At 71.6% G+C, this 23,562-nt stretch carries 21 protein-coding genes; 6 read left to right on the top strand and 15 right to left on the bottom strand.

Features of this window, described 5'->3' with window-relative positions; genetic code table 11:
* The first annotated feature begins 138 nt into the window (after positions 1 to 138).
* Positions 139 to 546 (top strand): NUDIX hydrolase, encoded by a 408-nt coding sequence (locus tag P8R59_RS05470; RefSeq protein ID WP_278103090.1) that lies wholly within the window; start codon positions 139 to 141, stop codon positions 544 to 546.
* 122 nt (positions 547 to 668) lie between these two features.
* Here P8R59_RS05470 and P8R59_RS05475 read toward each other — a convergent pair whose 3' ends face one another.
* The 8 genes from P8R59_RS05475 to P8R59_RS05510 form a co-directional block, all read right to left on the bottom strand.
* Entirely contained in the window at positions 669 to 1,241 is a 573-nt protein-coding gene (locus P8R59_RS05475) for a TetR/AcrR family transcriptional regulator (protein ID WP_278103091.1), read from the bottom strand.
* A 4-nt stretch (positions 1,242 to 1,245) separates the two neighbouring features.
* Positions 1,246 to 2,052: an HpcH/HpaI aldolase/citrate lyase family protein gene (locus P8R59_RS05480; RefSeq protein ID WP_278103092.1), complete on the bottom strand. Its 807-nt coding sequence runs from the start codon at positions 2,050 to 2,052 to the stop codon at positions 1,246 to 1,248.
* Between the two features lie 110 nt (positions 2,053 to 2,162).
* The gene (locus P8R59_RS05485) at positions 2,163 to 4,250 is read right to left on the bottom strand and encodes a biotin carboxylase N-terminal domain-containing protein (RefSeq protein WP_278103093.1); all 2,088 of its coding nucleotides are present in this window, start codon (positions 4,248 to 4,250) and stop codon (positions 2,163 to 2,165) included.
* Between the two features lie 5 nt (positions 4,251 to 4,255).
* Positions 4,256 to 5,806, bottom strand: coding sequence for a carboxyl transferase domain-containing protein (locus P8R59_RS05490; protein WP_278103094.1), 1,551 nt, complete (start codon positions 5,804 to 5,806; stop codon positions 4,256 to 4,258).
* Between the two features lie 646 nt (positions 5,807 to 6,452).
* Positions 6,453 to 7,940: an SDR family oxidoreductase gene (locus P8R59_RS05495; RefSeq protein WP_278103095.1), complete on the bottom strand. Its 1,488-nt coding sequence runs from the start codon at positions 7,938 to 7,940 to the stop codon at positions 6,453 to 6,455.
* 229 nt (positions 7,941 to 8,169) lie between these two features.
* Positions 8,170 to 8,325 (bottom strand): hypothetical protein, encoded by a 156-nt coding sequence (locus P8R59_RS05500; RefSeq protein ID WP_160897622.1) that lies wholly within the window; start codon positions 8,323 to 8,325, stop codon positions 8,170 to 8,172.
* Between the two features lie 275 nt (positions 8,326 to 8,600).
* A complete protein-coding gene (locus P8R59_RS05505; protein WP_278103096.1) occupies positions 8,601 to 9,791 on the bottom strand; it encodes an acyltransferase family protein in 1,191 nt (396 codons plus the stop codon).
* Between the two features lie 172 nt (positions 9,792 to 9,963).
* A complete protein-coding gene (locus P8R59_RS05510; protein ID WP_278103097.1) occupies positions 9,964 to 10,587 on the bottom strand; it encodes a DUF4386 domain-containing protein in 624 nt (207 codons plus the stop codon).
* Between the two features lie 63 nt (positions 10,588 to 10,650).
* On the opposite strand from P8R59_RS05510, the gene P8R59_RS05515 reads away from it, so the two are divergent.
* Positions 10,651 to 11,313, top strand: coding sequence for a TetR/AcrR family transcriptional regulator (locus tag P8R59_RS05515; protein WP_278103098.1), 663 nt, complete (start codon positions 10,651 to 10,653; stop codon positions 11,311 to 11,313).
* A 124-nt stretch (positions 11,314 to 11,437) separates the two neighbouring features.
* On the opposite strand, the gene P8R59_RS05520 is transcribed toward P8R59_RS05515, so the two are convergent.
* Complete coding sequence (locus P8R59_RS05520) at positions 11,438 to 12,046, bottom strand: TetR/AcrR family transcriptional regulator (protein ID WP_238592359.1); 609 nt, start codon at positions 12,044 to 12,046, stop codon at positions 11,438 to 11,440.
* 106 nt (positions 12,047 to 12,152) lie between these two features.
* Here P8R59_RS05520 and P8R59_RS05525 point away from each other — a divergent pair, with 106 nt between their 5' ends.
* The 4 genes from P8R59_RS05525 (at position 12,153) to P8R59_RS05540 (ending at position 16,749) form a co-directional block, all read left to right on the top strand.
* Positions 12,153 to 12,983, top strand: coding sequence for a sugar phosphate isomerase/epimerase family protein (locus tag P8R59_RS05525; protein ID WP_278103099.1), 831 nt, complete (start codon positions 12,153 to 12,155; stop codon positions 12,981 to 12,983).
* Complete coding sequence (locus P8R59_RS05530) at positions 12,980 to 14,107, top strand: Gfo/Idh/MocA family protein (RefSeq protein WP_278103100.1); 1,128 nt, start codon at positions 12,980 to 12,982, stop codon at positions 14,105 to 14,107. Before P8R59_RS05525 ends, P8R59_RS05530 begins: the two co-directional genes overlap by 4 nt.
* A 467-nt stretch (positions 14,108 to 14,574) precedes the next feature.
* A complete protein-coding gene (locus P8R59_RS05535) occupies positions 14,575 to 15,042 on the top strand; it encodes a GNAT family N-acetyltransferase (RefSeq protein ID WP_278103101.1) in 468 nt (155 codons plus the stop codon).
* Between the two features lie 186 nt (positions 15,043 to 15,228).
* Positions 15,229 to 16,749, top strand: coding sequence for an HNH endonuclease (locus tag P8R59_RS05540; RefSeq protein ID WP_278103102.1), 1,521 nt, complete (start codon positions 15,229 to 15,231; stop codon positions 16,747 to 16,749).
* Between the two features lie 204 nt (positions 16,750 to 16,953).
* Here P8R59_RS05540 and P8R59_RS05545 read toward each other — a convergent pair whose 3' ends face one another.
* The 6 genes from P8R59_RS05545 to P8R59_RS05570 form a co-directional block, all read right to left on the bottom strand.
* Entirely contained in the window at positions 16,954 to 17,631 is a 678-nt protein-coding gene (locus P8R59_RS05545; protein WP_278103103.1) for an MBL fold metallo-hydrolase, read from the bottom strand.
* 62 nt (positions 17,632 to 17,693) lie between these two features.
* Positions 17,694 to 18,050 carry a VOC family protein gene (locus P8R59_RS05550; RefSeq protein WP_278103104.1) on the bottom strand — a complete coding sequence of 119 codons (357 nt, stop codon included), beginning with the start codon at positions 18,048 to 18,050 and terminating at the stop codon, positions 17,694 to 17,696.
* Positions 18,051 to 18,071: 21 nt separating this feature from the next.
* On the bottom strand, positions 18,072 to 20,297 hold the full coding sequence (gene yicI / locus P8R59_RS05555; RefSeq protein ID WP_278103105.1) for an alpha-xylosidase: 2,226 nt from the start codon (positions 20,295 to 20,297) through the stop codon (positions 18,072 to 18,074).
* A gap of 58 nt (positions 20,298 to 20,355) precedes the next feature.
* Positions 20,356 to 21,243, bottom strand: coding sequence for a carbohydrate ABC transporter permease (locus P8R59_RS05560; RefSeq protein WP_431606880.1), 888 nt, complete (start codon positions 21,241 to 21,243; stop codon positions 20,356 to 20,358).
* Positions 21,240 to 22,205, bottom strand: coding sequence for a carbohydrate ABC transporter permease (locus P8R59_RS05565; RefSeq protein WP_278103106.1), 966 nt, complete (start codon positions 22,203 to 22,205; stop codon positions 21,240 to 21,242). Before P8R59_RS05565 ends, P8R59_RS05560 begins: the two co-directional genes overlap by 4 nt.
* Positions 22,205 to 23,527, bottom strand: a complete 1,323-nt coding sequence (locus P8R59_RS05570; protein ID WP_278103107.1) for an ABC transporter substrate-binding protein — start codon at positions 23,525 to 23,527, stop codon at positions 22,205 to 22,207. The genes P8R59_RS05565 and P8R59_RS05570 overlap by 1 nt, the downstream gene beginning before the upstream one ends.
* Positions 23,528 to 23,562: the final 35 nt, after the last annotated feature.

Raw genomic sequence — 23,562 nt, forward strand, 5'->3', positions numbered from 1 at the left:
GCGCCCCGGCGCCCCGTCGCCCCGTCGCCCCGGCGCCCCGGCGCCCCGTCGAGTGTCCAAGACACGCCGTACCGCACGCCCCGCCGACGGCGTGTCTTGGACACTCGACCGCTCGCGAGCCGGTGCTACCGTGCGGGGGTGACTCCGGATGCCACGACCCCACGCCTCATCCACGTCTCGGCCGCGGTCATCACCGACGACGACGGGCGTCTGCTGCTCGTCCGCAAGGCCGGGACGACCGCGTTCATGCAGCCCGGCGGCAAGCCGGAGCCGGGCGAGACGCCCGCCGAGACCCTCGCGCGCGAGCTCGCGGAGGAGGTCGGGCTGCGGGTCGAGCCGGACACCCTCGAGCCGCTCGGCTCCTTCACCGCGACGGCGGCGAACGAACCCGGCTTCGCGGTGGTCGCCGACGTGTTCCGCGTCGACATCGGCGACCAGCAGCCGATCCCGGATGCCGAGATCGCCGAGCTCCGCTGGGTCACCGCCGCGACGGCATCCGGTCTGGAGATCGCCCCGCTCGCGCGGGAGTACTTCCTTCCGGCGTGAGCCCGCGCGCGGGAGGCGAGGCGCGCGCGAGCGCACACGATCGGGTCGAGCGCACATGAACGGGACGTCCGGAACGTGTGCGCTCGACCGGATCGTGTGATCTGGCGTCGGGCGGGCGTCCGTCAGGGGCCGGTGAGGGCGCGCAGCGCCATGCCGGCGAGGATGTCGGACGCATCCGCGGCCACCGCGCTGTGCGGCGTCGAGTTGAGCAGCCCGAAGGTTCCGAGAAGACGGGTCTGACGCTCGGCGGCGTCGAGCTCGGGGCGAACGGATGCCAGCACGACGTCCCACTCCTGCACGTACTGACGCTGCAAGCTCCGCACCGTGTGGTTGACGTCGCTCGGCAGCTGCGCCAGCTCGCGATCCTGGATGCGGATGACGTCGGGGTCCGCCGTGGCGAAGTCGAGGTGGAACCGCACCAGACGCCGGAGCAGCTCGGCCGGCGCTCCGGGCTCGGCGACGAGCTCGCGGCATCCCTCCAGCAGCCTCCGGCTGGCGTCGATCAGCACCTCCGCGAGGAGAGCCTCCTTGCTCGGGAAGTAGTTGTACAGCGCCGGACCGCTCATACCGACGGCGTCGCCCAGCTCGACGGTCGACACCGCGGCGAACCCGCGCTCGGCGAACAGTTGCGCGGCCGAGCGCATCAGCGAGGCGCGGCGGTTGGCCTTCTGCGTCGCCCTCCAGGTCGCGGTCACGGCGTCACTCCTCTCGCGGATCCGCTCCGCGCAGCATCTCACGCGCCTGCCGGAGGACGGGCTCGTCGATCATCCGTCCGCGGAATCGGAACACCCCCGGCTGCCCCTGCGCCTCTTCCAGGACCGCCCGCGCCCACTCCCGCTCCTCGTCGGTGCTCGCATAAGCGGCCCGGATGACGCCGACCTGGCTCGGGTGGATGCACGCCGTCGCGGTGAAACCCGAAGCCGCGGCATCCTCGCACTCCGCGCGGAGCCCCTCGACGTCGGCGATGTCCAGGTGCACGGCGTCGATCGCGGCGCGGCCGAAGGCGTGCGCGGCGAGCAGCACCGACGAGCGCGCGGCCCGCGCCACATCGCGGTACCGCCCGTCGGCGAAGCGGCTGGAGCGCCCGTTCATGCTCGCGATCAGGTCTTCGGCGCCCCACATGAGGGCGACGGTCGCGGGGTGCGCCGCGATCTCGGCGGCGTGCATGATACCCCGAGCGGTCTCGCACAGCGCGACGACCTCGAACGCCGCCGTCGCCTCGACGTCGGCGGCCGACTCCGCCTTGGCGAGCATCACGCGGGTGTACCCGGCCGCGCGCGCGGCCGCGAGATCGAGCGCATGCGCCCCCGTGGCCGCGGGGTTCACCCGCACGATCGTGCGCGCCGGGTCGAGGGGCGTCGCGGCGAGCGCCTCGCGCGCCCGGGCCTTGTCGGCCGGTGCGACGGCATCCTCCAGATCGAGGATCACGGTGTCGGCGGCGGCCGCCGCCTTCGCGTACCGGTCGGGGCGATCGGCGGGGCAGAAGAGCAGCGCGGGGCCGTTCATGCGGGCACCTTTCGGTTCGTGTCGTCTCGGGGTCGTCGTGTCGGCGGGTTCAGTGTCCAAGACACGCGGATGGGTCGCGTCGGCATCCGCGTGTCTTGGACACTCAACGCTCAGGGCGACGCGGCGGGGACGGGCGGCGCGGGGGCGGGGGGCGCAGGGTCCGCGGCGAGGGCGGTGGCCGGCGCGGCGGCGGCGGCGGGGGCGGGCGGCGCGGGGGCCGCGGGGGCGGCGGGGGCGGGCGCGACCACGGCGAGCGCCTGCCCGCGCGAGACGACGTCGCCGACCCGGGCGTGCAGCGCGACCGTCCCCGCCACGCTCGACCGCACCACGTGCTCCATCTTCATCGCCTCGACCGCCAGCACGGGGTCGCCCGCTTCCACGGTCGCGCCGTCGGCGACGTGCACCATCACCACGGTGCCGGGCATCGGCGACACGAGCTGCGGGTCGGCATCCGCGGTGGCGTCGGCGCGATGGCTCTCGCGCACGGTGTCGATAAGCAGCACCGCGCCCTCGCGGGCGACCCACACGCCCGCGGCGTCGACGGCGGCCGCGAAGGTGTGCACGCGACCACCCAGGTCGACCATCGCCGTGCCGTCGCCCGACGTCCGCACCCGGGCGGGCAGGACCTCTCCGTCGACGTCGACCGACAGTGCGGCTCCGGCCCCGCGCACGGTGACGATCCGCTCCACCCCGGCGGACGTCAGCCGATGGCGCCGCGGCGCGGGCGACCCGAGCCGCCAGCCGTCGCCGCGGCCCCACGCGCCCGCGGCGGGGGATGCCGACCGCGTCGCGGCATCCAGGAGTACCGCGGCCGCACGGAAGTCGTCGTCGTGCGGAGCGGCGAGCGGCAGCCGGTCGAACTCCCGCGCGATCAGCCCGGTGTCGAGGTCGCCCGCGACGACTGCGGGCACCTCGAGCAGCCGACGGACGAAATCGACGTTCGTCGCGAACCCGAGCACCGCCGTCTCGCCGAGCGCCGCAACGAGCCGTCGCCGCGCGCTCTCGCGATCGGGCCCCCACGCGATGATCTTCGCGAGCATCGGGTCGTAGTCGACCGAGACGTCGAGGCCGTCCTCCAGCGCGGTGTCCACGCGGATCCCCTCCCCGACCGGGTGCACAACGCGCGCGACGTGTCCACCCGTCGGCAGGAATCCGGATGCCGGGTCCTCGGCGTACACGCGCGCCTCGATCGCGTGGCCGGTCAGGGTCACGGCATCCTGGGTCAGGGTCAGGGGCTCGCCGGCGGCGATCCGCAGCTGCTGCTCGACGAGGTCGAGACCCGTGATCTCCTCGGTGACGGGGTGCTCGACCTGCAGGCGCGTGTTCATCTCCATGAAGAAGAACTCGTCGGGCGCATCGGCCGAGACGATGAACTCGACCGTGCCGGCGCCGCGGTAGTCGACGCTGCGGGCCGTCTCGCACGCGGCGGTACCGATGCGCTCGCGCGTGGCCGCGTCGAGCAACGGCGACGGGGCCTCTTCGATGACCTTCTGGTGCCGCCGTTGCAGCGAGCACTCGCGCTCGCCCAGGTGCACGACCGCGCCGTGAGCATCGGCGAGCACCTGCACCTCGATGTGGCGCGGCGTGCGCACGTACCGCTCGAAGAACAGGGTGTCGTCGCCGAAGCTCGCGGCAGCCTCTCGGCGGGCTGCCGCGAGGGCTCCCGCGAGGTCGCGCTCGGCCTCGACGACGTGCATGCCCTTGCCCCCACCGCCGGCCGACGGCTTGATGAGCAGCGGATACCCCACCTCGGGTGCGGCCGCGATGAGCTCGGCATCCGTCATCCCCGCCCGGGCGATGCCCGGCACCGTGGGCACTCCGCGCGCCTCGACGGCGTGCTTGGCCGTGATCTTGTCGCCCATGACCGAGATCGCGTCGGCGGTGGGACCGACGAACGCGATGCCCGCCTCCTCGCACGCGCGGGCGAACGCGGCGTTCTCGGCGAGGAAGCCGTACCCGGGGTGGATCGCCTGCGCCCCGGCGCCGCGGGCGGCGCGCAGCACGGCATCCGTGTCGAGGTAGCTCTGGGCGGCGGGGGCGGGACCGAGCCGTACGGCGACGTCGGCGAGGTGGACGTGCCGGGCGTCGGCGTCGGCGTCGCTGTACACGGCGACCGAGCGGATGCCGAGTCGGCGGAGCGTGCGGATGATGCGGCAGGCGATCTCGCCGCGGTTGGCGATGAGGACGGTGTCGAACATGCGGATCACATCCGGAAGACGCCGTAGCCCGGCGCGTCGAGGGGGGTGCGCGCGACGACGTCGAGCGCGAGGGCGAGCACGTCGCGGGTCTGGCTCGGCTCGATGATGCCGTCGTCCCAGAGCCGCGCGGTGGAGTAGTAGGGGCTCCCCTGCTCCTCGTACTGCGCGCGGATCGGTGCCTCGAACGCGGCCTGGTCGTCGGTCGACCATTCCCCGCCGCCCGCCTCGATCTGATCGCGCCGGACGGTGGAGAGGACGGATGCCGCCTGCGGACCGCCCATCACCGAAACGCGGGCGCCGGGCCACAGCCACAGGAATCGCGGTGAATACGCGCGGCCGCACATCGAGTAGGTGCCCGCGCCGAACGATCCGCCGACGACGACGGTGAGCTTCGGCACCGAGGCGCAGGCGACCGCGTTGACCATCTTGGCGCCGTGCTTCGCGATGCCGCCGGACTCGTACTCGCGCCCGACCATGAACCCGGTGATGTTCTGCAGGAACACCAGCGGGATGCCGCGCTGGTCGCACAGTTCGATGAAGTGGGCGCCCTTGAGCGCTGACTCGCCGAAGAGCACGCCGTTGTTGGCGATCACTCCGACCCGGTGCCCCTCGATGCGGGCGAAGGCGGTGACGAGGGTCTCGCCGTACTCGCGTTTGAACTCGTGGATGCTGTCCGCGTCCACGATCCGGGCGAGGATCTCCCGCGCGTCGTACGGGGCGGTCAGCTCGACCGGCACCACGTCCTCGAGCTCGCTCGCGGGGCGTTCCGGCGCGCGGGCCGGCTCGACCGCGAGGGGCTCCGGCGGGCGCAGCGTCGCCACGATGTCGCGGACGATCTGGAGCGCATGCGCGTCGTTCTCCGCGAGGTGGTCGGTGACTCCCGAGACGCGGGTGTGGACGGCTCCGCCGCCGAGGTCTTCCGCGCTGACGATCTCGCCGGTCGCCGCCTTCACGAGCGGCGGCCCGCCGAGGAAGATCGTGCCCTGGTTCCGGACGATGACCGTCTCGTCGCTCATGGCCGGCACGTACGCCCCACCCGCCGTGGACGAGCCGAGCACCGCGGCGATCTGCGGGATGCCGTCGCGCGACATCCGCGCCTGGTTGTAGAAGATGCGGCCGAAGTGGTCGCGGTCGGGGAACACCTCGTCCTGCATCGGCAGGAACGCCCCGCCCGAGTCGACGAGGTACACGCACGGGAGGCGGTTCTCGGCGGCGATCTCCTGCGCCCGGAGGTGCTTCTTCACCGTGATCGGGTAGTACGTGCCGCCCTTGACCGTGGCGTCGTTGGCGACGACCATGACGTGCCGCCCGTGCACGAGGCCGATCCCGGCCACCACTCCCCCCGCCGGGCAGTCGCCGTCGTACATGTCGAACGCCGCGAGCGGCGCGACCTCGAGGAAGGGGCTCCCCCGATCGAGCAGCGCGTCGATGCGGTCGCGGGCGAGCATCTTGCCCCGCGCGGTGTGCCGCTCGCGCGCTCTCTCGGGCCCGCCTCTCGCGATGTCTTCGCGCCGCTCGCGCAGTTGCTCGACGAGCGCGCGGTAGTCCTGCGCCATGACGACCCTCCATTGGGTTACCGACCGGTAATCGGGCTTCAGGTTACTGCTCGGTAACCGAGTTGTCGAGGGCGCGGGGGCGGGGGGGTCGCCGCGGGGCGGGTGGCGTCGGGGCGCGCGGCTCGCCGAGGCGCGCGTCGCCGCCGCGCGGGGCGCCCAGGCGGTTGAGTGTCCAAGACACGCCGCATCGCCGACCCCGCCAACGGCGCGTCCTGGACACTGGGCCGCAGGTCGCGCGCGCGGCCCCGCCGGGCAGACGCCTTGCCGACCACTTGGGTGTCCAAGACACGCGGACGGGATGCCACGGCATCCGCGTGTCCTGGACACCCAACGTCAGCGCACCCCCGGCGCGGCGCCCCGCGAGCGTCCACGACACGCCGCATCGCCGACCCCGCCAACGGCGCGTCCTGGACACTGGGCCGTGGGGCGCCGCCGAGCGGATCGCCGAGGCGCGGGTCACCGCCGCGGTTCAGTGTCCAAGACACGCGGACGGGATGCCACGGCATCCGCGTGTCCTGGACACCCAACGTCAGCGCACACCCGGCGCCACGCCCCGCGAGCGTCCAAGACACGCCGCATCGCCGACCCCGCCAACGGCGTGTCCTGGACACTCAGCCGAGGCGCAGGCGCGACCCGCGCCGCGGCGTCACCACGAGCTCTTGCGGTAGTCCTTCAGGAAAATGCCGAAGAGGTCTTCGCCGGCCTCGCCGCGCACGATTGGGTCGTACACGCGGGCGGCGCCGTCGACGAGGTCGAGCGGGGCGTGGAAGCCCTCCTCGGCGAGGCGCACCTTGGTGAAGTGCGGCCGTTCGTCGGTGATCCAGCCGGTGTCGACGGCGGTCATCAGGATGCCGTCGGACTCGAACATCTCGCGGGCGCTGGTGCGCGTGAGCATGTTCAGCGCGGCCTTGGCCATGTTGGTGTGCGGGTGACCGGGACCCTTGTATCCGCGGCCGAACACGCCCTCCATCGCCGAGACGTTGACGATGTACTTCCGCTGCGCCGTCGACGCCGCCATCGCGGGACGCAGGCGGCTCACGAGCAGGAACGGCGCCGTCATGTTCGCGAGCTGCACCTCGAGCATCTCGAGGGGCTCCACCTGGTCGACGTGCTGCGTCCAGCTGTTGATGCGGTCCTCGTCGGGAACGAGGCCGCCCGCGTCGATCGCGGTGCCCGCGGCCAGACGCTCGAGCGACGACGACCCCGCGGCCATCGCCTCGGCGGTGAGCTCGTCGGCCGTGCGCGCGGCCGACGCGAGGATCGGGTGCGCCGACACCGACTGCGCCAGCGCGAGCGGGTGCGCGTCGTTGGTGTGGCCGAAGGTGAGCAGCTCGGGCAGCGGTCCGTCCGGGAGCGGTGCGAGTTCGGCATCCACCAGGGGTTTGTACGCACCCGGCGAGCGCCGCACGGTCTGCGCGGCGTTGTTGATGAGGATGTCGAGCGGACCCGCGGATGCCACCGACTCGGCGAGTCCGATCACCTGGGCCGGGTCGCGCAGGTCGATGCCGACGATCTTGAGGCGGTGCAGCCAGTCCACACTGTCGGGGAGCGACGAGAAGCGTCGCACCGCATCGCGCGGGAAGCGCGTCGTGATGGTCGTGTGGGCGCCGTCGCGCAGCAGGCGCAGCGCGATGTACATGCCGATCTTCGCGCGGCCACCGGTGAGGAGCGCGCGTTTGCCGGTGAGGTCGGTGCGGGCGTCGCGCTTGGCGTGGCTCATCGCCGCGCAGTCGGGGCAGAGCTGGTGGTAGAACGCGTCGACGAGCGTGTACAGCTCTTTGCAGATGTAGCAGTTGCGGGGCTTGATCAGCTCGCCGGCGTAGGGCGTTTCGACGCGGGTCGCGAGGGGGATGCCGCGCGTCTCGTCGTCGATGCGGTCGGCCGCGCCGGTGGCGGTGGCGGCGACGACGGCCTTGTCGGCGTCGGCGATGCGCTGGCGCTTCTCTTTGCGGGACTGCCGCTTGACGTCCTTGTAGAGCTTGCCGGTCTGGCGACGCAGCGCGATGTACGCCGGATCTTCGGGGTCGAGAGCGGCAGCGGCATCGAGCACGCGCAGGGCGATCTCGAGCTCATGAGGATCGATGGATGCCACGCGGCCGGCCTCGCGATCGGGTGTCGGGAGTGTTTCGGGCACGGAAGAGTGTACCGAGGCGCGGCTGGGAGGCGTCCCGGGCGCCCGAGCCGCGCTGCGCACCTGCACCCGCACCTGCACCCGCACCCGCACCCGCACCCGCACCCGATTTCGGTGTCAAGACACGCGGACGGTAGCGCGCGGCATCCGCGTGTCTTGGACACTCAACCCTGCCAGCGCGGCGTCGGCGACCGTCGGGGCGCGTGCCTTCAGCGCGGTGCCGGCGCCGTCGTCAGGGCTTGCCGTTGTCGACCCACCGCGTGTGCGCCTTCAGCGCGTGCGTCACCGCGAGCCGCACGGCGAAGTACACCGCCGCGCCGATCACGGCGATGCCGACGGCCCACGCCAGCAGAAGAACGATCACGTGGAGTCCCCCGATTGCCACCATCCGGCGACTCTAACCGTGACGGTCCGCGGGGCCAAGGGCTCTGGCATCCCGTTCCCAGAACAAGGGATGCCACCGAAACAGGCCGCATCCGGCGGAATCAGCCTGTCCTCAGCGCAACGCCTGTCCCCGATGCACGGCGTCAGCGGGCCACCGACGTCCGCGCATCGCCACCTGCCCTGGCATCCCGTTCCCAGAACAGGGGATGCCACCGAAACAGGCCGCATCCGGCGGAATCAGCCTGTTCTCAGCGCAACGCCTGTTCCCGACGCCCCACGTCAGCGGGCCACCGCAACCGCGGCATCCACCGCAACCGCGGCATCCACCGCACGCGCCGGGCGAGAGGCGCCCCGCCGGTCGGGGTCGAAGCGCAGCAGGACGCGTTGCGCGCGCGTCTCGACACCGCGGTGCAGCACCCACGCGAGACCGAGCGAGATCGCGAACGCCACCGCGGCGAGCGCGATCGCGCGGGGCCAGTGCAGTTCGGGGTGGCCGTCGGGCCACGCGGACGACACCGATGCGATCACGAGCAGGTGCACGAGGTAGAACGCGAACGACAGGCGCCCGAGCTCTTGCCACACCGGCCGAGCGAGGAACGTCGACGAACGGTGCGCGTCGGCCGACGCGAGCGAGGCGACGAGCAGGGCGAAGCCGCCGACGGTGACGGCGAGGCCCGGGTGGATGTCGGTGCCGGGAATCGCCGGCGCCTCCGACACGGCGTAGCCGAGCACCGCGAGCGGCACCGCGAACCGCAGCGGCACCGGCCGCCACGCGGTCTGCTTCATCCGCAACGCCAGCACCACGCCCAGGACGAACTCGGGCAGCCGCAGGAGCGGGGTGGATGCCGCCGCCATCGGCACGGGCGAGACGGCGGCGATCGCGGGGGCCAGGGCGACGAGCGCGAGCGCCCCCGCCGCGACGGCCCAGAGGATGCGGGCGGACCGCCCGGCGACCAGGCGGATCACGAGCGGGAAGGTGAGGTAGAAGAACGCCTCGCACACCAGCGACCAGCTCGCGGGGTTCCCAGCCTGCCACCAGTCGGGCACCCAGCCGCTGAGGAGGAGCAGGTTCGCGCCGAGCGGTGCGACGCCGTCGGTGCGGATCTCGGGCACCAGCGTCGCCGCGGCGATCACCGCCAGCATCACTCCCACGACGTGCAGCGGGTAGATGCGGGCGGCGCGATGCAGCCAGAACGACCGGGCGGACTGCGCGGGCTTGTATCCCCACGCCAGGACGAAGCCCGACAGGATGAAGAACAGCGTCACGCCGGTCTTCCCGGCCTCGAACACGAAACCCCAGACGTCTCCGGCGCGGCCGCCGAAGTACTCCACGGCCATGAGGTGGTGGCCGAAGATGAGCATCGCCGTCAGCCAGCGGAGCCCCGTGAGCGAGGGCAGGTGGCGCGCTGCCGGCGGGCGAGCGGATGCCACGGACCGGACGTCGACACGGGGAGCGGTCGTCGCACTCACGGGCTTCACCTCCGGGGCACCGGCGCGAGCGATCGTCGCGCAGACCCGGAAACGTTACCCGTTCGTGATGTAGAGAAGCCTGAGAGCGGCCGGGCTTGACGCGCGCTCCGCCGCCGTGGCATCCCCTCGGCCGATGTCCCACTTATGGCGGTTCATGTCCCACTTGCCGTCACTATCGCGCCTCCAGAACAACAGGAAGTGGGACGAGGGATGCCGGAACTCCGACCACGATCAGACGGATCGCGAACCAGATCTCGAACGCGAAGATCGGTAGCGCAGCCGCCGCGGCCACCGCGCCGTTCATCGGGATCACGGACCACAGCTGACCGAGGTCGCTGAGCAGCACGAGGGTGCCGCCGACGAGCGCGAGGCCGGCCAGCACCCGGGGAACGGCCCGCGATGTCCACAGCAGCGATCCGAGGACCACGGAGTTGACCGCGATCACGAGCCCCTGCCCGACGAGGAACGCGGCCGCGTGCACCGACATCGCGGCATCCGCCCTCGTTCCCGGAACGAGCAGAGTGCCCACCAACGGCAGCATCCCGGCGAGGATCACGGCGGCCTCGACCACGCGCAGCCCCGCGAACGTCGCCGCCCGCGCGGCGCCCGCCTCCGCGAGCAGTGTCCACAGCAGCACGCCGGTGCCCGCGCAGGCGAGGGCCAGGACGAACTCGAGCGATGCGCCGAGCGCGACGCCGCCCGTCGCGTATGCGGCGACCGCGCCGATCGACGTGACGTGGGTGACGAGGTACAGGATGCCGGCGCTGCGCGCTCGGGTTCGCGATGGGGAGAGCATGGGAATCCTTTCGGTATACGCCGTACACCGACGCAGCGCCGAGCATAGGTGTACGGTGTATACGTGTCAACTCCCCGTCCTCGCCTCGACCGGGAACGCGTCGTCGAGGCTGCGATCGAGCTGGCCGACGCCCGCGGACTCGCCGCCGCGAGCATGCGCGCCGTGGCCGACAGTCTCGGCGTGACACCGATGGCGCTCTACAAGCACGTCGCGGACCGCTCGCAACTCGTCGACGAGATGCTCGACCACGTGCTCGCGAGCACCCCCGATGCTCCCGGCACCGCCGACTGGCGCGGAGCCGTCCGCGCGCGGATCCTTGCGACGCGCGCGACCCTCCGCAGCCACGGCTGGGCGCGGGAAGCCATCGAGACGCGCGAGCGGGCGACGCCCCGCGTGCTCGCCCACATGGACGCGTTGATGGATGCCATGTTCGCGGGCGGACTGTCCGCCGACCTCGTCCATCACGCGATGCACGCCCTCAGCACGCGGATGTGGGGATTCACGCGCGACGTCCTCCCGACGCCGAGCCTGCCGGACGACCCCGACGAGCGGTCCGCCGCCGTGGCCGGCTACGCCGCGCAGTACCCCGCGATCATCCGCATGGCGACGACCGCGCCGGGAGCGGGCGAGGCATGCGACGAAGACACCGAGTTCGACTTCGCCCTCGACCTCCTGCTCGACGGCGTCGACCGGCTGCACCGCGCGGGCTGGCGATCGGGGCGCTGAGCGCGGTCGCGCGCGGCGAGCGCCCGCACAACCTCAGTGATCCGCGCAACCTCAGCGGCATCCAGCCCTCGACGACGGAGGCAGCGCGAATCACTGAGGGTGCGCCGGGGCGCAACGCGGCGCCTCACTCCGCGCGCGGCGCCTGCAGCAGCATGCCGAACGTGCGGAGCGTGTCGCTCAGTCCGACCGAGGCGTCGAGCAGCCACTGGATCTGCAGACCGTCGGATGCCGCGATGAGCAAGGCCGCGAGGTGGTCGGCCGACACGTCGTCGCGGATGCGCCCCTCGGCCTGCTGTTCCCGGAACGTCGCGCCGAGTTCGGCGCGCAGCCGCTCGAAACGGCTGGTGAAGTAGTCCTTGCCGACGCCGCTGTCGACCTCGAGCGCGGCGGCGACGAGCGTGGAGTAGAGCTGCACGAATCCCGGCACCTCGACGTTGGCGGTCGCCGCGGCGATCATCTCCTCGACGCCCCGTTCGACCGGGCGCGCCGCCTCGTCCTCGCCCTGCTTGGCGGCGGCGTGGTCGTAGACGGCGACGAGGAGCTGCTCGCGCGAGTCGAAGTAGTGCAGCAGCGCGGCGTGCGAGACGCCGATCGACTCGGCGATGCGCCGGAGCGATGTGCCGTCGGCCCCGCGGCGGCGGAACACCTCGATGGCGCGGTCGAGGATCTCCTGCCGCCGCTCGACGCCCCGGCGCCGCTGGCCGGGTCGGCCGATCGTGGCATCCTCGCTCATCCGCCCACCTTCTCGCATCCGTCGGGACTAGCGTAACCTCCACATGGAGGTTAGAGTGGCGGCACGGCCCCTTCGGCCCTCAACGACGATCTGTAGAAGGACTCCGATGACCACCTCCCTCCCCGAAGCCTCGGTGCAGCTGTACACGCTGGCATCCGAGTTCTCGGCCGACATGTCGGGTTCGCTCGACAAGCTCGCCTCCCTCGGCCTCCGCAACGTCGAGGCGTTCGCGTTCGTCGACCGCCCCGCCGAGATCCGGGCGGCCCTGGATGCCAGCGGCCTGGCCTCCCCCACCGGCCACGCCCCGCTGCTCAGCGACGAGCTGTGGACGCCCGACGGCTCGATCCCGACGCCCGCGCCCGAGGTGGTGTTCGAGGCGGCCGCGACCATCGGCATCCAGACCGTCATCGACCCGTTCGTCGCGGCCGACCGCTGGCTCACCGAAGACGGGGTCGCCGACATCGCCGAGCGCCTCAACCGCGCCGCCGACGTGGCCGCGACCTTCGGCCTGTCCGTCGGCTACCACAACCACGCGCAGGAGTTCGTGGCCGACTTCGGCGGCCAGACCGCGTACGACCGCTTCGTGGAGCTCACCGACGCGCGTGTGAAGCTCGAGCTCGACCTGTTCTGGGCCCTCACCGGCGGCCAGGACGTTCCCGCGCTCGTCGCGAAGCTCGGCGACCGGCTGACCGCCGTGCACGTGAAGGACGGCGTGGTCCCGGCATCCAACCCCTGGGGTCCGGATGCCGGAGAGCTGTCGACCGCGGTCCTCGACCAGCGCCACGCAGGCACCGCCGACGTTCCGCTGGCCGAAGCGCTGCGCGCGGGCAGCGGCATCCGCTACGCCGTGATCGAGTACGACCGCGCGCCCGGCGACGTGTTCGCCGACATCGCCGCGAGCCTGGCCTTCCTCAAGGACGGCGGGTTCGTCGCATGAGCCGGCCGCTCGGAGTCGGCGTCATCGGCGCCGGCGTCATCAGCCAGACGTACCTCGAGAACCTCACGTCGTTCCCCGACGTGAACGTCGTCGCTGTCGGCGACCTGCTGCCCGATCGCGCCCGCGCGAAGGCCGACGAACACGGCGTCACCGCCGCCGGCACCCCCGACGACGTCCTGTCAAACCCCGACGTCGACCTGGTCGTGAACCTCACGATCCCGCAGGTGCACGTCGAGGTGTCGTCGGCGGCGATCGCCGCGGGCAAGCACGTGTGGACCGAGAAGCCGATCGGCCTCGACCGCGACGCGACGCGCGCGCTCCTCGCGCAGGCGGATGCCGCGGGCGTGCGCATCGGCTCGGCGCCCGACACCCTCCTCGGACCCGCCTTCCAGACGGCCAAGCGCGCGATCCAGAACGGCGTGATCGGCGAGCCGCTGTTCGTGCAGACGTCGTTCCAGACGCAGGGCCCCGACCTGTGGCATCCGGACCCCGCGTTCCTCTTCGCCCGCGGCGCGGGACCCCTGCTCGACATGGGTCCGTACTACTTCTCGGCGCTCGTGAGCCTGCTCGGCCCGATCGCGGCCGTCACCGCGCGCGGCTCGCGTCCGCGTCTCGAGCGGACGATTCACACCGGCCCCCGCGCCGGCGAGACGTTCCCGGTCGAGGTGCCGTCGACGGTGCAGGTGCTGACGTCGTTCGCCGCCGGACAGCACGGCACGCATCTGCTGAGCTTCGACTCGGCGCTCGAGCGTCACGGCGTCGTCGAGATCCACGGGTCCGAGGGCACGATCGTGCTCGCCGACCCGAACCGCTTCGAGGGACGCATCGCGTACGTGAAGCCGCTCGGCGTCTTCCGCGACGGCATGAAGACCGAGCAGGAGTGGATCGAGATCCCCAACGAGGGCGTCGTCGTCGGCCGCGGACTCGGCGTGCTCGACATGGCCCGCTCGATCGCCGCCGACCGCCCGCACATCGCCACGGGCGAGCTCGGATTCCACGTGCTCGACGTCATGCTGTCGGCCGAGGAGTCCTCCGCCACCGGCCGGACGCTCGAGATCGACAGCACCGTGGCCCCTGTGCCGCTGCTCGACGAGGGCTTCGACCCCTTCGCGTCGACGCTCTGACGCGCGCGCTCCCGCCCCGTGGTGTCCTGTGGACGCCGCGGGGCGGGGGTGTTTCGGGGGCCTGCTGGGGCGCCGGATGCCGGTCGCCGGGCGCCGGTGCGCCGCGCGGGCGGAGGAGATTCGGCGCGCGGAGGGCGAACGGCCCGGCATCCATCCTCGGCTCCCCGAATCCCCTCCCGGACCTGACGCCGCGGGGGCCGCGGGCAGCGGTCGTCGGATGCCGCGCGCCGGATGCCGCGACACCGCGCGAGCGGAGGAGATTCGGCGTGCGGAGGGCGGTGGGACCGGCATCCATCCTCCACTCACCGGATCCCCTCCCGCCGCGCGGTCCTGCGGCTGTCGTGGCGGCCGTGCCGCTGTGGGGGTGGACACCGCGAATGGATGACGGGTACGCATCTTCGCGCCGACGGGCGCACCCGGAGTGGGAGGCGGCGGGGCGCGGTGTCCGCGAATGGTTGACTCGGACGGTGGATCTCCAGCGGTGCCGTCCGAGCGATGTCGAGGCGCTCGCGGCGTTTCTCGACGCGGTCGACCTCACGCTCAGCGGTCTGGACTCGCCGAGCGTGCGGTTGTGGGTGGAGCGCGACGAGGCGGGAGCGATCGTCGGCAGCACCGGATACGAGCTCAGCGGCGACGGTCGCCACGCGCTGATCCGCAGCGTCGCGGTCGCACCGGCGCAGCGATCCCACGGGCGCGGCAGCGCCCTCGCCACCTTCGCGCTCGCTCGCGCTGCCCAGGAAGGAGTGCGCACGGCGTGGCTCTTCAGCCGTCGGTCGGGCCCGTTCTGGCAGAGCCTTGGTTTCGAGCCCGCCGATCGCGACGAGCTTGCCGCAGCGCTGGCGGACACGCAGCAGGTGCGGCTGTTCCAGCGGACCGGGCAGCTGAGCCGCGAGGTCGCGTGGTCGCGCGAACTCGGAGTCCGCATCCGGGCGTGACCGTAGCTGTGCACCTCTGAAACTTCACCCGCGGCGCCTCCCGCTGCGGAAACCGCAGGTGGGGGGTCTTTCCTCGGGGCTGCAGTCGACGGCACCCCTCCTCCCCATCAGGTGGTGTGTCGGATCTGTCCCCATTCGGGTGGGTGGGGCGGGTTCGATGTCGGACCCCCTCGCTAGCATGCATACATGACCTTCGATCCGTCTCCGACACCACCCGATGACGGGGCTTCTGCCCTGTCGTCGGTGCTGGTCGAGGTGCGCGGAGTGGATGCCGAGGTCGCCTCCGCCGAAGCGCGGCGGGTGCGGGCGTTGGCCCGCGCGGGGCACCTCGCCCTGGACGCGTCGGCGGGGGTGCGGGCGTCGTCGCGGGCGGCGGAGATGGCGGTGCGGGAGGTCGCGTCCGAGATTGCGGCCGCGTCGCACCTGTCGGATCGGAGCGTGCAAGCACAGATCGGGCGGGCGATGACCCTCGCCGACGAATTCCCCGTGACGCTGGACGCGTGGGAGGCGGGGGTCCTGTCCCGCGCCCACGTGCAGGTGATCGTGGATGCCGGTATCTCGCTGCCGCTGGATCGTCGCCACGAGTTCGATGTCCTCGCCGTCGCCACCGCTGACGGCCTGAGTCCCGGACGGGTGAAGACCCGTCTTCTGGCGTTGGCGGAGTCGCTGCAGCCGACGACGCTCACCGAACGGCACCGGCGGGGAAGAGAGACGCGTTGCGTTCGGGTGGTGCCGGGGGAGGACGGGATGTCCGACCTGATTGCGACCCTCCCCACCGTGCTGGCGGTGGGGATCTACGACCGGCTCGTGCAGCAGAGCGCCGCGATCGTGGACCTCCGCCGAGACAACCCGCGTGGTGGGCTGGGGTCTCCCGCGGGCTCCTCGGCCGCCGCCGCCGCGTCCGGCGCCGAGGCCCGGACCGCCGGCGGCGGCGGGTGCCCGGCGGACGCCGCCGCGGGGCACGGCAACACGGACACGCCCGCACCCGGACCCGGACCCGCGCAGGCGCAGCCGCAGGCGCCGGCGCCGGATACGCGCACGGCCGATCAGGTGCGCGCCGACATCCTCGCCGACCTCCTCCTGACCGCCGCCCCGGACGCCGACCCCACCCGCGGCGACGACGGCCCCGGCACCCTGGGCGCGATCCGCGCGCGGGTGCAGGTCGTCGTCCCCGCCCTCACCATGCTGCGGCCCGGATCGGAGAACTCCGATCCCGCCGACCTCGTCGGCCACGGACCCATCGACGCCCCCACCGCCCGCGCCCTCGCAGAAGCCACCCCCGTCCCCTGGGACCGGGTCATCACCCACCCCGTCACCGGGGCCGTGCTCCGCACCGACACCTACCACCGCACCACAGCGATCAACCGCCACCTCCGCGCCCGCGACCGCCACTGCCGATGGCCCGGGTGCACCGCCCCGGCCGTGCGCTGCGAAATCGACCACACCCACGACCACGCCCTCGGCGGCCCCACCGACGTCCGAAACCTCGCCCACCTGTGCCAGAGACACCACACCCAGAAACAATTCACCCGCTGGAAAGTGAGACAACTCCCCACCGGGATCCTCGAATGGACCTCCCCCACCGGACGCGTCTACACCGACGAACCCCTCCCCTACACGCCAGCGGTCAGATTTCTCCCCGACGACCCCGCCGCGGCACCGCCACCACCGCGCCCCGACCATGACCGCGAACCGGCCCCGTTCTGATGCCGTTGGCCGAGGGCCTCGGCGCGCGTGCGCGGCCTCGCGGGTGCCAGCGCGTCCCGGGTGCCGGCGCCCCGCGGATGCGGCCTCGCGGGTGCCGCGCCGGCGCGTCCCGGGTGCGGGCCGACGCGGGTGCCGACGCGTCCCGGGTGCGGGCCGACGCGGGTGCCGGCGCGCCCCGGCAGCAGACGGGACGCCCGCGCCTCCCTACGCCAGCACGTCCCGCAGGTGCGCGTACTCGTCCTCCATGCCCGGGTTCGCTCGCCGCGGGTCGTCCGACTCGCCGGTCCGCCGCACGTCGGCGAGGTACCGACGGTCGGCCTCCCATCGTGCGAACGCATCCGTGCCGACGTCGCCGTGCCCCGGGATCACCACCCGAGCAGCCCGCGCATACGGCTCCAGCACCTCGAGTGCCCGCTCGTACGCGGGCACATCGTCCGGCCAGAACGGCAACGGCAGCTCGACATCGCTCAGCATGTCGCCGGCGACGAGCACCCGCGGCCCGGGCAGCCACACCGCCGTGTGCCCAGGCGCGTGTCCGTCGTGCACGACGAGGTCGACCTCGAACGTCGGGGAGCCGGCATCCACCCGCCCCATCAGCTCGACCAGCTCGGCCGGGAACTCCGCACCGAGCGCGGCGACCAAGGCGTCCCGCTCGACGGCTGCGAGCTCGGCGGTCCGCGCCGACGCCCATCGCGGCACGTCGCCGAACGACGGATGCCACAGCAGGTGATCGTGATGCGCATGGGTCGCGAACCCTTCGGCGACGACCAGCCCGAGCTCCCGCAGCGCCGCGGCGAGCGCGTCGAGCTCGTCCGGCATCCACGCCGGATCGATCAGCAGCGCACGACCGCCCTCGACGACCACCGTCGACGTCGTCTGCATGACCCGACTTGTGGCGACGAGCACCCCGGGCGCGACCTCGCGGAGGCGGTGTGAGGACGACATCACACGGCCGCGTCGATCACGCAGAAGCGATTGCCCTCGGGGTCCTGCAGGATCACGTAGTCCGCGTCGGCGGGCCTGCCGTCCCACTCCACCTCGGTCGCACCGAGCCCCACGAGTCGACGCAGCTCCGCGGCCTGATCGTCGGCGTAGAGGTCGAGGTGGATCCGCGGCGGAAGCACCCGCTCCGAACGTTGCGCGTCGAGCGACAGGTTCGGCCCGGCGCCATCGGCCGCTTGCAGCAGCGCGAAGTCGTCGTCGATCGGCTCGCGCACGGTGTATCCGAGGGCCGCAGACCAGAACCGGATCTGGGCGTGCAGATCATCGACGCGGATGACGATCGACCCGATCACGAGCATGCCGTCAGCGTACGCCGGGGCCTACTCCGTCACCTCCGCGCGATCCGCGCGGAACGTCTCCGTCCGACCGTCGGGAGCCGTCACCGTCACCTCGGCCACGCCCGATCCCCCCGGGAACACGCGCAGAGTGAGCCCGTCGAGATAGTCGTAGTCGGGGCGGTCGTCCCGCGCACCCCACGGCAGCACCGCACCGGGCCGCACGTACAACGGCAGCGAATCGAAGCCGTGCGTCTCGCGACGCCACCCTCCGCCCGTGACCCGCTCCCCGGAGAGGAGGTGCGTCCACTCCCCCGCGGGCAGGTAGAACGTGACATCCCCGGATGCCGAGAACACCGGCGCCACGAGCAGGTCGGGCCCGAGCATGTACTGGCGGTCGAGGTGCAGCGTCGTGGGGTCGTCGGGGAACTCCAGCGCCATCGGCCGCATCACGGGAACGCCCGTGGAAGCAGCCGAACGCGCCGCCGCGTACAGGTAGGGCATCAGGCGCAGCTTGAGGCGGGAGAACTGGCGCGTCACGTCGACCGCTTCGTCGTCGAACGCCCACGGCACCCGATACGAGTCCGACCCGTGGAAGCGGCTGTGCGACGACAGCATCCCGTACGCGATCCAGCGTTTGAACACGGCCGGGTCGGGAGTCCCCTCGAAGCCGCCGATGTCGTGGCTCCAGAACGAGAACCCGCTCCACGCGAGCGACAGACCTCCGCGCAGCGTCTCCGCCATCGACGCGAACGTCGAGGAGTTGTCGCCGCCCCAGTGCACGGGCATCGTCTGCCCGCCCGCCGTCGCCGACCGCGCGAAGAGCACGGCCTCGCCGACGCCCCGCTCCTCGACGAGCACCTCGTGCACGGCCTGGTTGTACAGCTGCGCGTAGAAGTTGTGCATGCGCTCGGGGTCGGTGCCGTCGAAGTAGACGACGTCGGTGGGGATCCGCTCGCCGAAGTCGGTCTTGAAGCAGTCCACGCCCTGCGCGATGAGGCGCCGCAGGTACGACTGGTACCAGCGCACGGCATCCGGGTTGGTGAAATCGACGAGCGCCATGCCCGGCACCCACAGGTCCCACTGCCACGGCGTGCCGTCCGGGCGCCGGACGAAGTAGCCGTTCGCGACCCCCTCCGCGAACAGCGGGGAACGCTGCGCGATGTACGGGTTGATCCACACCGATACGCGCAGGCCCCGGTCGTGGAGGCGTCGGAGCATGGCATCCGGATCCGGGAACACCCGCTCGTCCCACGTGAAGTCGGTCCAGTTGAACTCGCGCATCCAGAAGCAGTCGAAGTGGAACACCGACAGCGGCAGGTCGCGCTCGGCCATGCCGTCGATGAACGAGTTCACGGTCGCTTCGTCGTAGTCGGTCGTGAACGACGTCGTGAGCCACGTGCCGAACGACCACGCCGGCACGACCGGCGGCCTTCCGGTGAGGGCCGTGTACCGCTCGAGCACGTCCTTCGGGGTGGGTCCGGCGATGACGAAGTACTCCAGCGCCTCGCCCGAGACGGAGAACTGCACGCGCTCGACGTTTTCGGACCCGATCTCGAACGACACGTGCCCGGGGTCGTTGACGAGCACGCCGTACCCGCCCGACGAGACGTAGAACGGCACGCTCTTGTACGCCTGCTCGCTGGAGGTGCCGCCATCGGCGTTCCAGATGTCGACCGTCTGGCCGTTCTTCACGACGGGTCCGAAGCGTTCGCCGAGGCCGTAGATCGCCTCGCCGACGCCGAGGTCGAGCTGCTCGTGCAGGTAGTGCCGCGCGAAGGGCACGCCCGTGTCGGCCCCCGTGTTCGAGATCACGCCGGTCTCGACGTCCGCCCCCTCGGCGAGGCTCACGCGCCCCACCGACCGGTGGCCACTGCCCGTGACCCGCGTCCCGTCGACCTCGAACGACAGGTCCCACGGCGCCCCCGGCGTCACGCGCGCGGTCAGTCGACCCGCGGTGAGCGTGCCACCCTCGACGTCGACGGCCCCGCCGCCCACGACCGCCCCCGGCAGCGCGAACCCGACGGGCCGCCGCGCCCCGTCGTGGTGGACGATCCGCACCCGCACGACACCGTCGAGCGGCGACGACAGCGTCACGGTGAGGACGCTGCGGTTGAGCACGTCACCGCGCTTGGCGATGACCTTCGTCGGCGCGTGCACGACCAGCCCCGGCCCGTCGGGGGTGTCGGCGGACTCGATGTCGTACGCCTCGGCGGCGTAGTCGACGGTGACGCCCGGCCGCATGAGCCAGAAACCATCGGTGAACTTCATTGCGTGACTGCTCCTGCCGTGATGCCGCGAGTCGGCGTAGACGAAATGGGGAAGACCCTCACTTCACGGCCCCCGCCGTGATGCCACGCGTGAGCGTGCGCTGGAAGATCAAGAAGAAGATGAGCGTCGGGATGATGCCGAGCAGTGCCGAAGCGCTGATCGTGGTGACATCCATCAGTCGGTCGCCCTGCAGGACGCTGATCGCGACGGGCACGGTCTGGTTGTCGTTGGATGCCAGGAACGTCAGGGGGATCAGGAACTCGTTCCACGTCCAGATGAAGAAGAAGATGACGAGCACCGACAGCGTGGGGCGGCTGATCGGGAACACGACGCGCCAGAGGATCTGCCACCGGGTCGCACCGTCGATCGCGGCGGCCTCGAGGATCTCGCGGGGGAACGTGCCGTACACCGACGACAGCAGGTAGGTGCCGAAAGCCGCCTGGACCACCGTGAAGACGATGATCACCGACAGCAGGTTGTCGTACAGACCGACGGATTTGAACATGTAGTACAGCGGGTAGAGCAGCGCTTCCTGCGGCAGCAGGTTCGCCAGCAGGAACAGCAGCACGATCCCCGTGCGACCGCGCACCCGCCCGATGCCGATCGCGAAGGCGTTCAGCATCGAGATGAGCACGGCGAGCACCGCGACGACGCCCGAGATGAGGACCGAGTTGCCGACCTTCCGGGGGAAGTCGACCCGGTTCCAGAAGTCGATGATCCCGCCGAAGTCGAGCTGCTGCGGCAGGGCGAGCGGCCCCGACGTGGCGTAGTCGACCGGCGACTTGAACGAGTTCACGAGCACGAGGTAGAACGGCGCGAGCACGAGCAGCGCCCCGACGACGACGAGCGCGAGCAGCAGCCAGTCGACGGGACGCCGACGGCTCATTCCGCCGCGGGGTCCGCGACGCGGGGCACGCCCGGTGGTGATGACGGCGGTGGCGGTCACAGTCCGGCCCTTTCCTTGCGTTCGAGCGAGGTCTGCACGCGGATGAACACGATCGACACGATGACGACGAGGATCGTCAGCACCGTCGCGATGGTCGCGCCGTAGCCGACGTTCCGCTTCGTGAAGAACTCGAGGTAGGCGTAGTACGCCGGGACGATCGTGGAACCGGCGGGCCCGCCCTGGGTGATGACGTAGACGGGGCCGAACACCTTCAGCGCCGCGATCGTGCACGTCAAGGTGACGACGAAGATCTCGGGGCGGATGATGCTGATTGTGATCGCGGTGAACCGCTGGAACCAGTTCGCGCCGTCGAGTTCGGCGGCCTCGTACAGTTCGGGGTCGACCCGCTGCAGCGCGGCCATGAACACCACGACCGGGTAGCCGATCTGCACCCAGACCAGCACGACCATGAGCACGATGAGCGCGGAGGGCATCTGCCCGAGCCAGTCGTACGACGGGATGCCGAGGCTGCCCAGGATCTGGTTGAGGGCACCGGTGTCGCCGGGCCGGACGATCCAGCCGATGACGATGCCGGCCACGGCGATGGGGAGGATCTGCGGCAGATAGTAGGTCGCGCGGAGGAAGCTGCCGACCTTGCCACCGAACTTCCGGCCGACGACGTCGAACAGCAGCGCCGCCACGGCGAGGCCGATCACGGTGGGGACGACGACCATCGCGAGGACCATCCACACCGAGTTGGTGAAGGACGTCCAGAAGTCCTCGTCGCCGATCAGCTTCACCCAGTTGTCGAGGCCGATGAACTCGGGGTCGCCGACGCCGCGCCACTTGGTGAACGTGAGCAGCACGTTCCACAGGAGCGGCACGATGACGATCACCAGCAGCAGCACGAAGCCGGGCAGCAGGTACATCCAATAGCCGGCGGTACCGCCGCTGCGTTGGGGGATGGCCGGCTGCTCGGGCGGGAGTGCCACCCGAGCAGCCGGACGGGAGAGGAGAGCCATCAGCGGAAGTCCGCCGTGCCTTCGTCGTACTTCTTCCCGAGGTTGGCGTTGGTCGTCGCCGCGTCCTGCGAGCCGGTGACCAGGCCCTGCAGCTCCTGCACGAGCACGTCGTAGAAGCCGGGCGCGGGCCAGTCGGGGTAGAACGACAGACCGTCCTCGTCGAGGATGCCGTTGAACGTGTCGATGAGCTCCTTGCTCTTGGCATCCGTGATGTCAGCGGTGTCCGCCGCCACGGGCACGCCGCCGTTGTTGCCGATGATCGCCTGGATCTCGGGGCTCATCGTGATGTCGATGAACTGGTAGGCGAGGTCCTTCTGCTTCGAGCGCTCCGGCACCACCCAGAGGTTGCCCGAGGAGCCGAGCGACAGCTTCGAGCCGGGGAAGGCCGCGAGCGACCAGTCGAACGTCGCGTCGGAGGCGAAGCGGCCGTACCACCACGAGCCCGAGACGAAGATCGGCGAGGTGCCGTTGATGAAGGAGACTCCGGCATCCTCGGCCTTGACCGACGAGACGTCCTTCGCGATGTAGCCCTTGTCGACGTACTGCTTCAGGGTGTCGGAGGCGTAGGTGACCTCCGAGCCCGTCCAGTCGACGGGGTTCTTGTACAGCTGGTAGTCGTCGACCCACGAGCGGTCGGCCTGGGTCAGCGCGAGCTGGTACCAGAGCTGTCCGAGCGGGTACTCGGCGCCGGCTTCGGCGAGGGGCGTGATGCCCTTCGCGACGAACGCGTCGAGCACCTTCACGAACTCGTCGTAGGTCTTCGGCACCTCCAGCCCGGCAGCCTTGAAGGCGTCGAGGTTGTAGTAGACGCCGACGAACTCGCCGTAGTTCGGCACGCCGTACCAGGTGTCGCCGCCCATGACGCCGTCGGAGGTGTACTTCGCGGTGGTCTGCAGCGACGGGGCGAGCTTGGCATCCCACCCGTACTGCGTGACGGCGTCGCTGATGTCGGCGATGAGCCCGGTGCTCGCGAGGAAGCCCGCGGTGGCGTTGCCCTTGTTGAACTCGAGCAGGTCGGGGGCCGCGTCGGTGTCGAGCACCTGGCTGGCGGTCTTCTGGATCTGCTCGAAGGACTTCTCCTCGACCTTCACCGTGGCTCCGGTCTGCTCCTCGAAGATCGGGATGGCGGCGTTCCAGGCCTTGGCCATCGCGCTGTCGGCGCCCTCGTAGTGCCAGAGCGTGAGGGTCTTGCCGGCGCCGTCGGTCGATTCGGCGTCACCGCCTCCTCCGCTGCAGGCGGAGAGGGCGAGGGCGGCGACGGCGATCGAGCCGACGGCCGCGAGGGCTCGGGTCGCGCGTCGTTGTGCGTTCGTGCGTGCCATCGTTGGCACTCCTTTCACTGTGATCCGCTGGGTTG

This window comes from Microbacterium proteolyticum, from assembly GCF_029639405.1.
Lineage (GTDB): Bacteria > Actinomycetota > Actinomycetes > Actinomycetales > Microbacteriaceae > Microbacterium.

Coding starts and splice junctions, on each gene's coding strand:
- P8R59_RS05480 (WP_278103092.1), bottom strand. CDS start 2,052: ATGAACGGCCCCGCGCTGCTCTTCTGCCCCGCCGATCGCCCCGACCGG.
- P8R59_RS05485 (WP_278103093.1), bottom strand. CDS start 4,250: ATGTTCGACACCGTCCTCATCGCCAACCGCGGCGAGATCGCCTGCCGC.
- P8R59_RS05490 (WP_278103094.1), bottom strand. CDS start 5,806: ATGGCGCAGGACTACCGCGCGCTCGTCGAGCAACTGCGCGAGCGGCGC.
- P8R59_RS05500 (WP_160897622.1), bottom strand. CDS start 8,325: ATGGTGGCAATCGGGGGACTCCACGTGATCGTTCTTCTGCTGGCGTGG.
- P8R59_RS05510 (WP_278103097.1), bottom strand. CDS start 10,587: ATGCTCTCCCCATCGCGAACCCGAGCGCGCAGCGCCGGCATCCTGTAC.
- P8R59_RS05520 (WP_238592359.1), bottom strand. CDS start 12,046: ATGAGCGAGGATGCCACGATCGGCCGACCCGGCCAGCGGCGCCGGGGC.
- P8R59_RS05525 (WP_278103099.1), top strand. CDS start 12,153: ATGACCACCTCCCTCCCCGAAGCCTCGGTGCAGCTGTACACGCTGGCA.
- P8R59_RS05530 (WP_278103100.1), top strand. CDS start 12,980: ATGAGCCGGCCGCTCGGAGTCGGCGTCATCGGCGCCGGCGTCATCAGC.
- P8R59_RS05540 (WP_278103102.1), top strand. CDS start 15,229: ATGACCTTCGATCCGTCTCCGACACCACCCGATGACGGGGCTTCTGCC.
- P8R59_RS05545 (WP_278103103.1), bottom strand. CDS start 17,631: ATGCAGACGACGTCGACGGTGGTCGTCGAGGGCGGTCGTGCGCTGCTG.
- P8R59_RS05550 (WP_278103104.1), bottom strand. CDS start 18,050: ATGCTCGTGATCGGGTCGATCGTCATCCGCGTCGATGATCTGCACGCC.
- yicI (WP_278103105.1), bottom strand. CDS start 20,297: ATGAAGTTCACCGATGGTTTCTGGCTCATGCGGCCGGGCGTCACCGTC.
- P8R59_RS05565 (WP_278103106.1), bottom strand. CDS start 22,205: ATGGCTCTCCTCTCCCGTCCGGCTGCTCGGGTGGCACTCCCGCCCGAG.
- P8R59_RS05570 (WP_278103107.1), bottom strand. CDS start 23,527: ATGGCACGCACGAACGCACAACGACGCGCGACCCGAGCCCTCGCGGCC.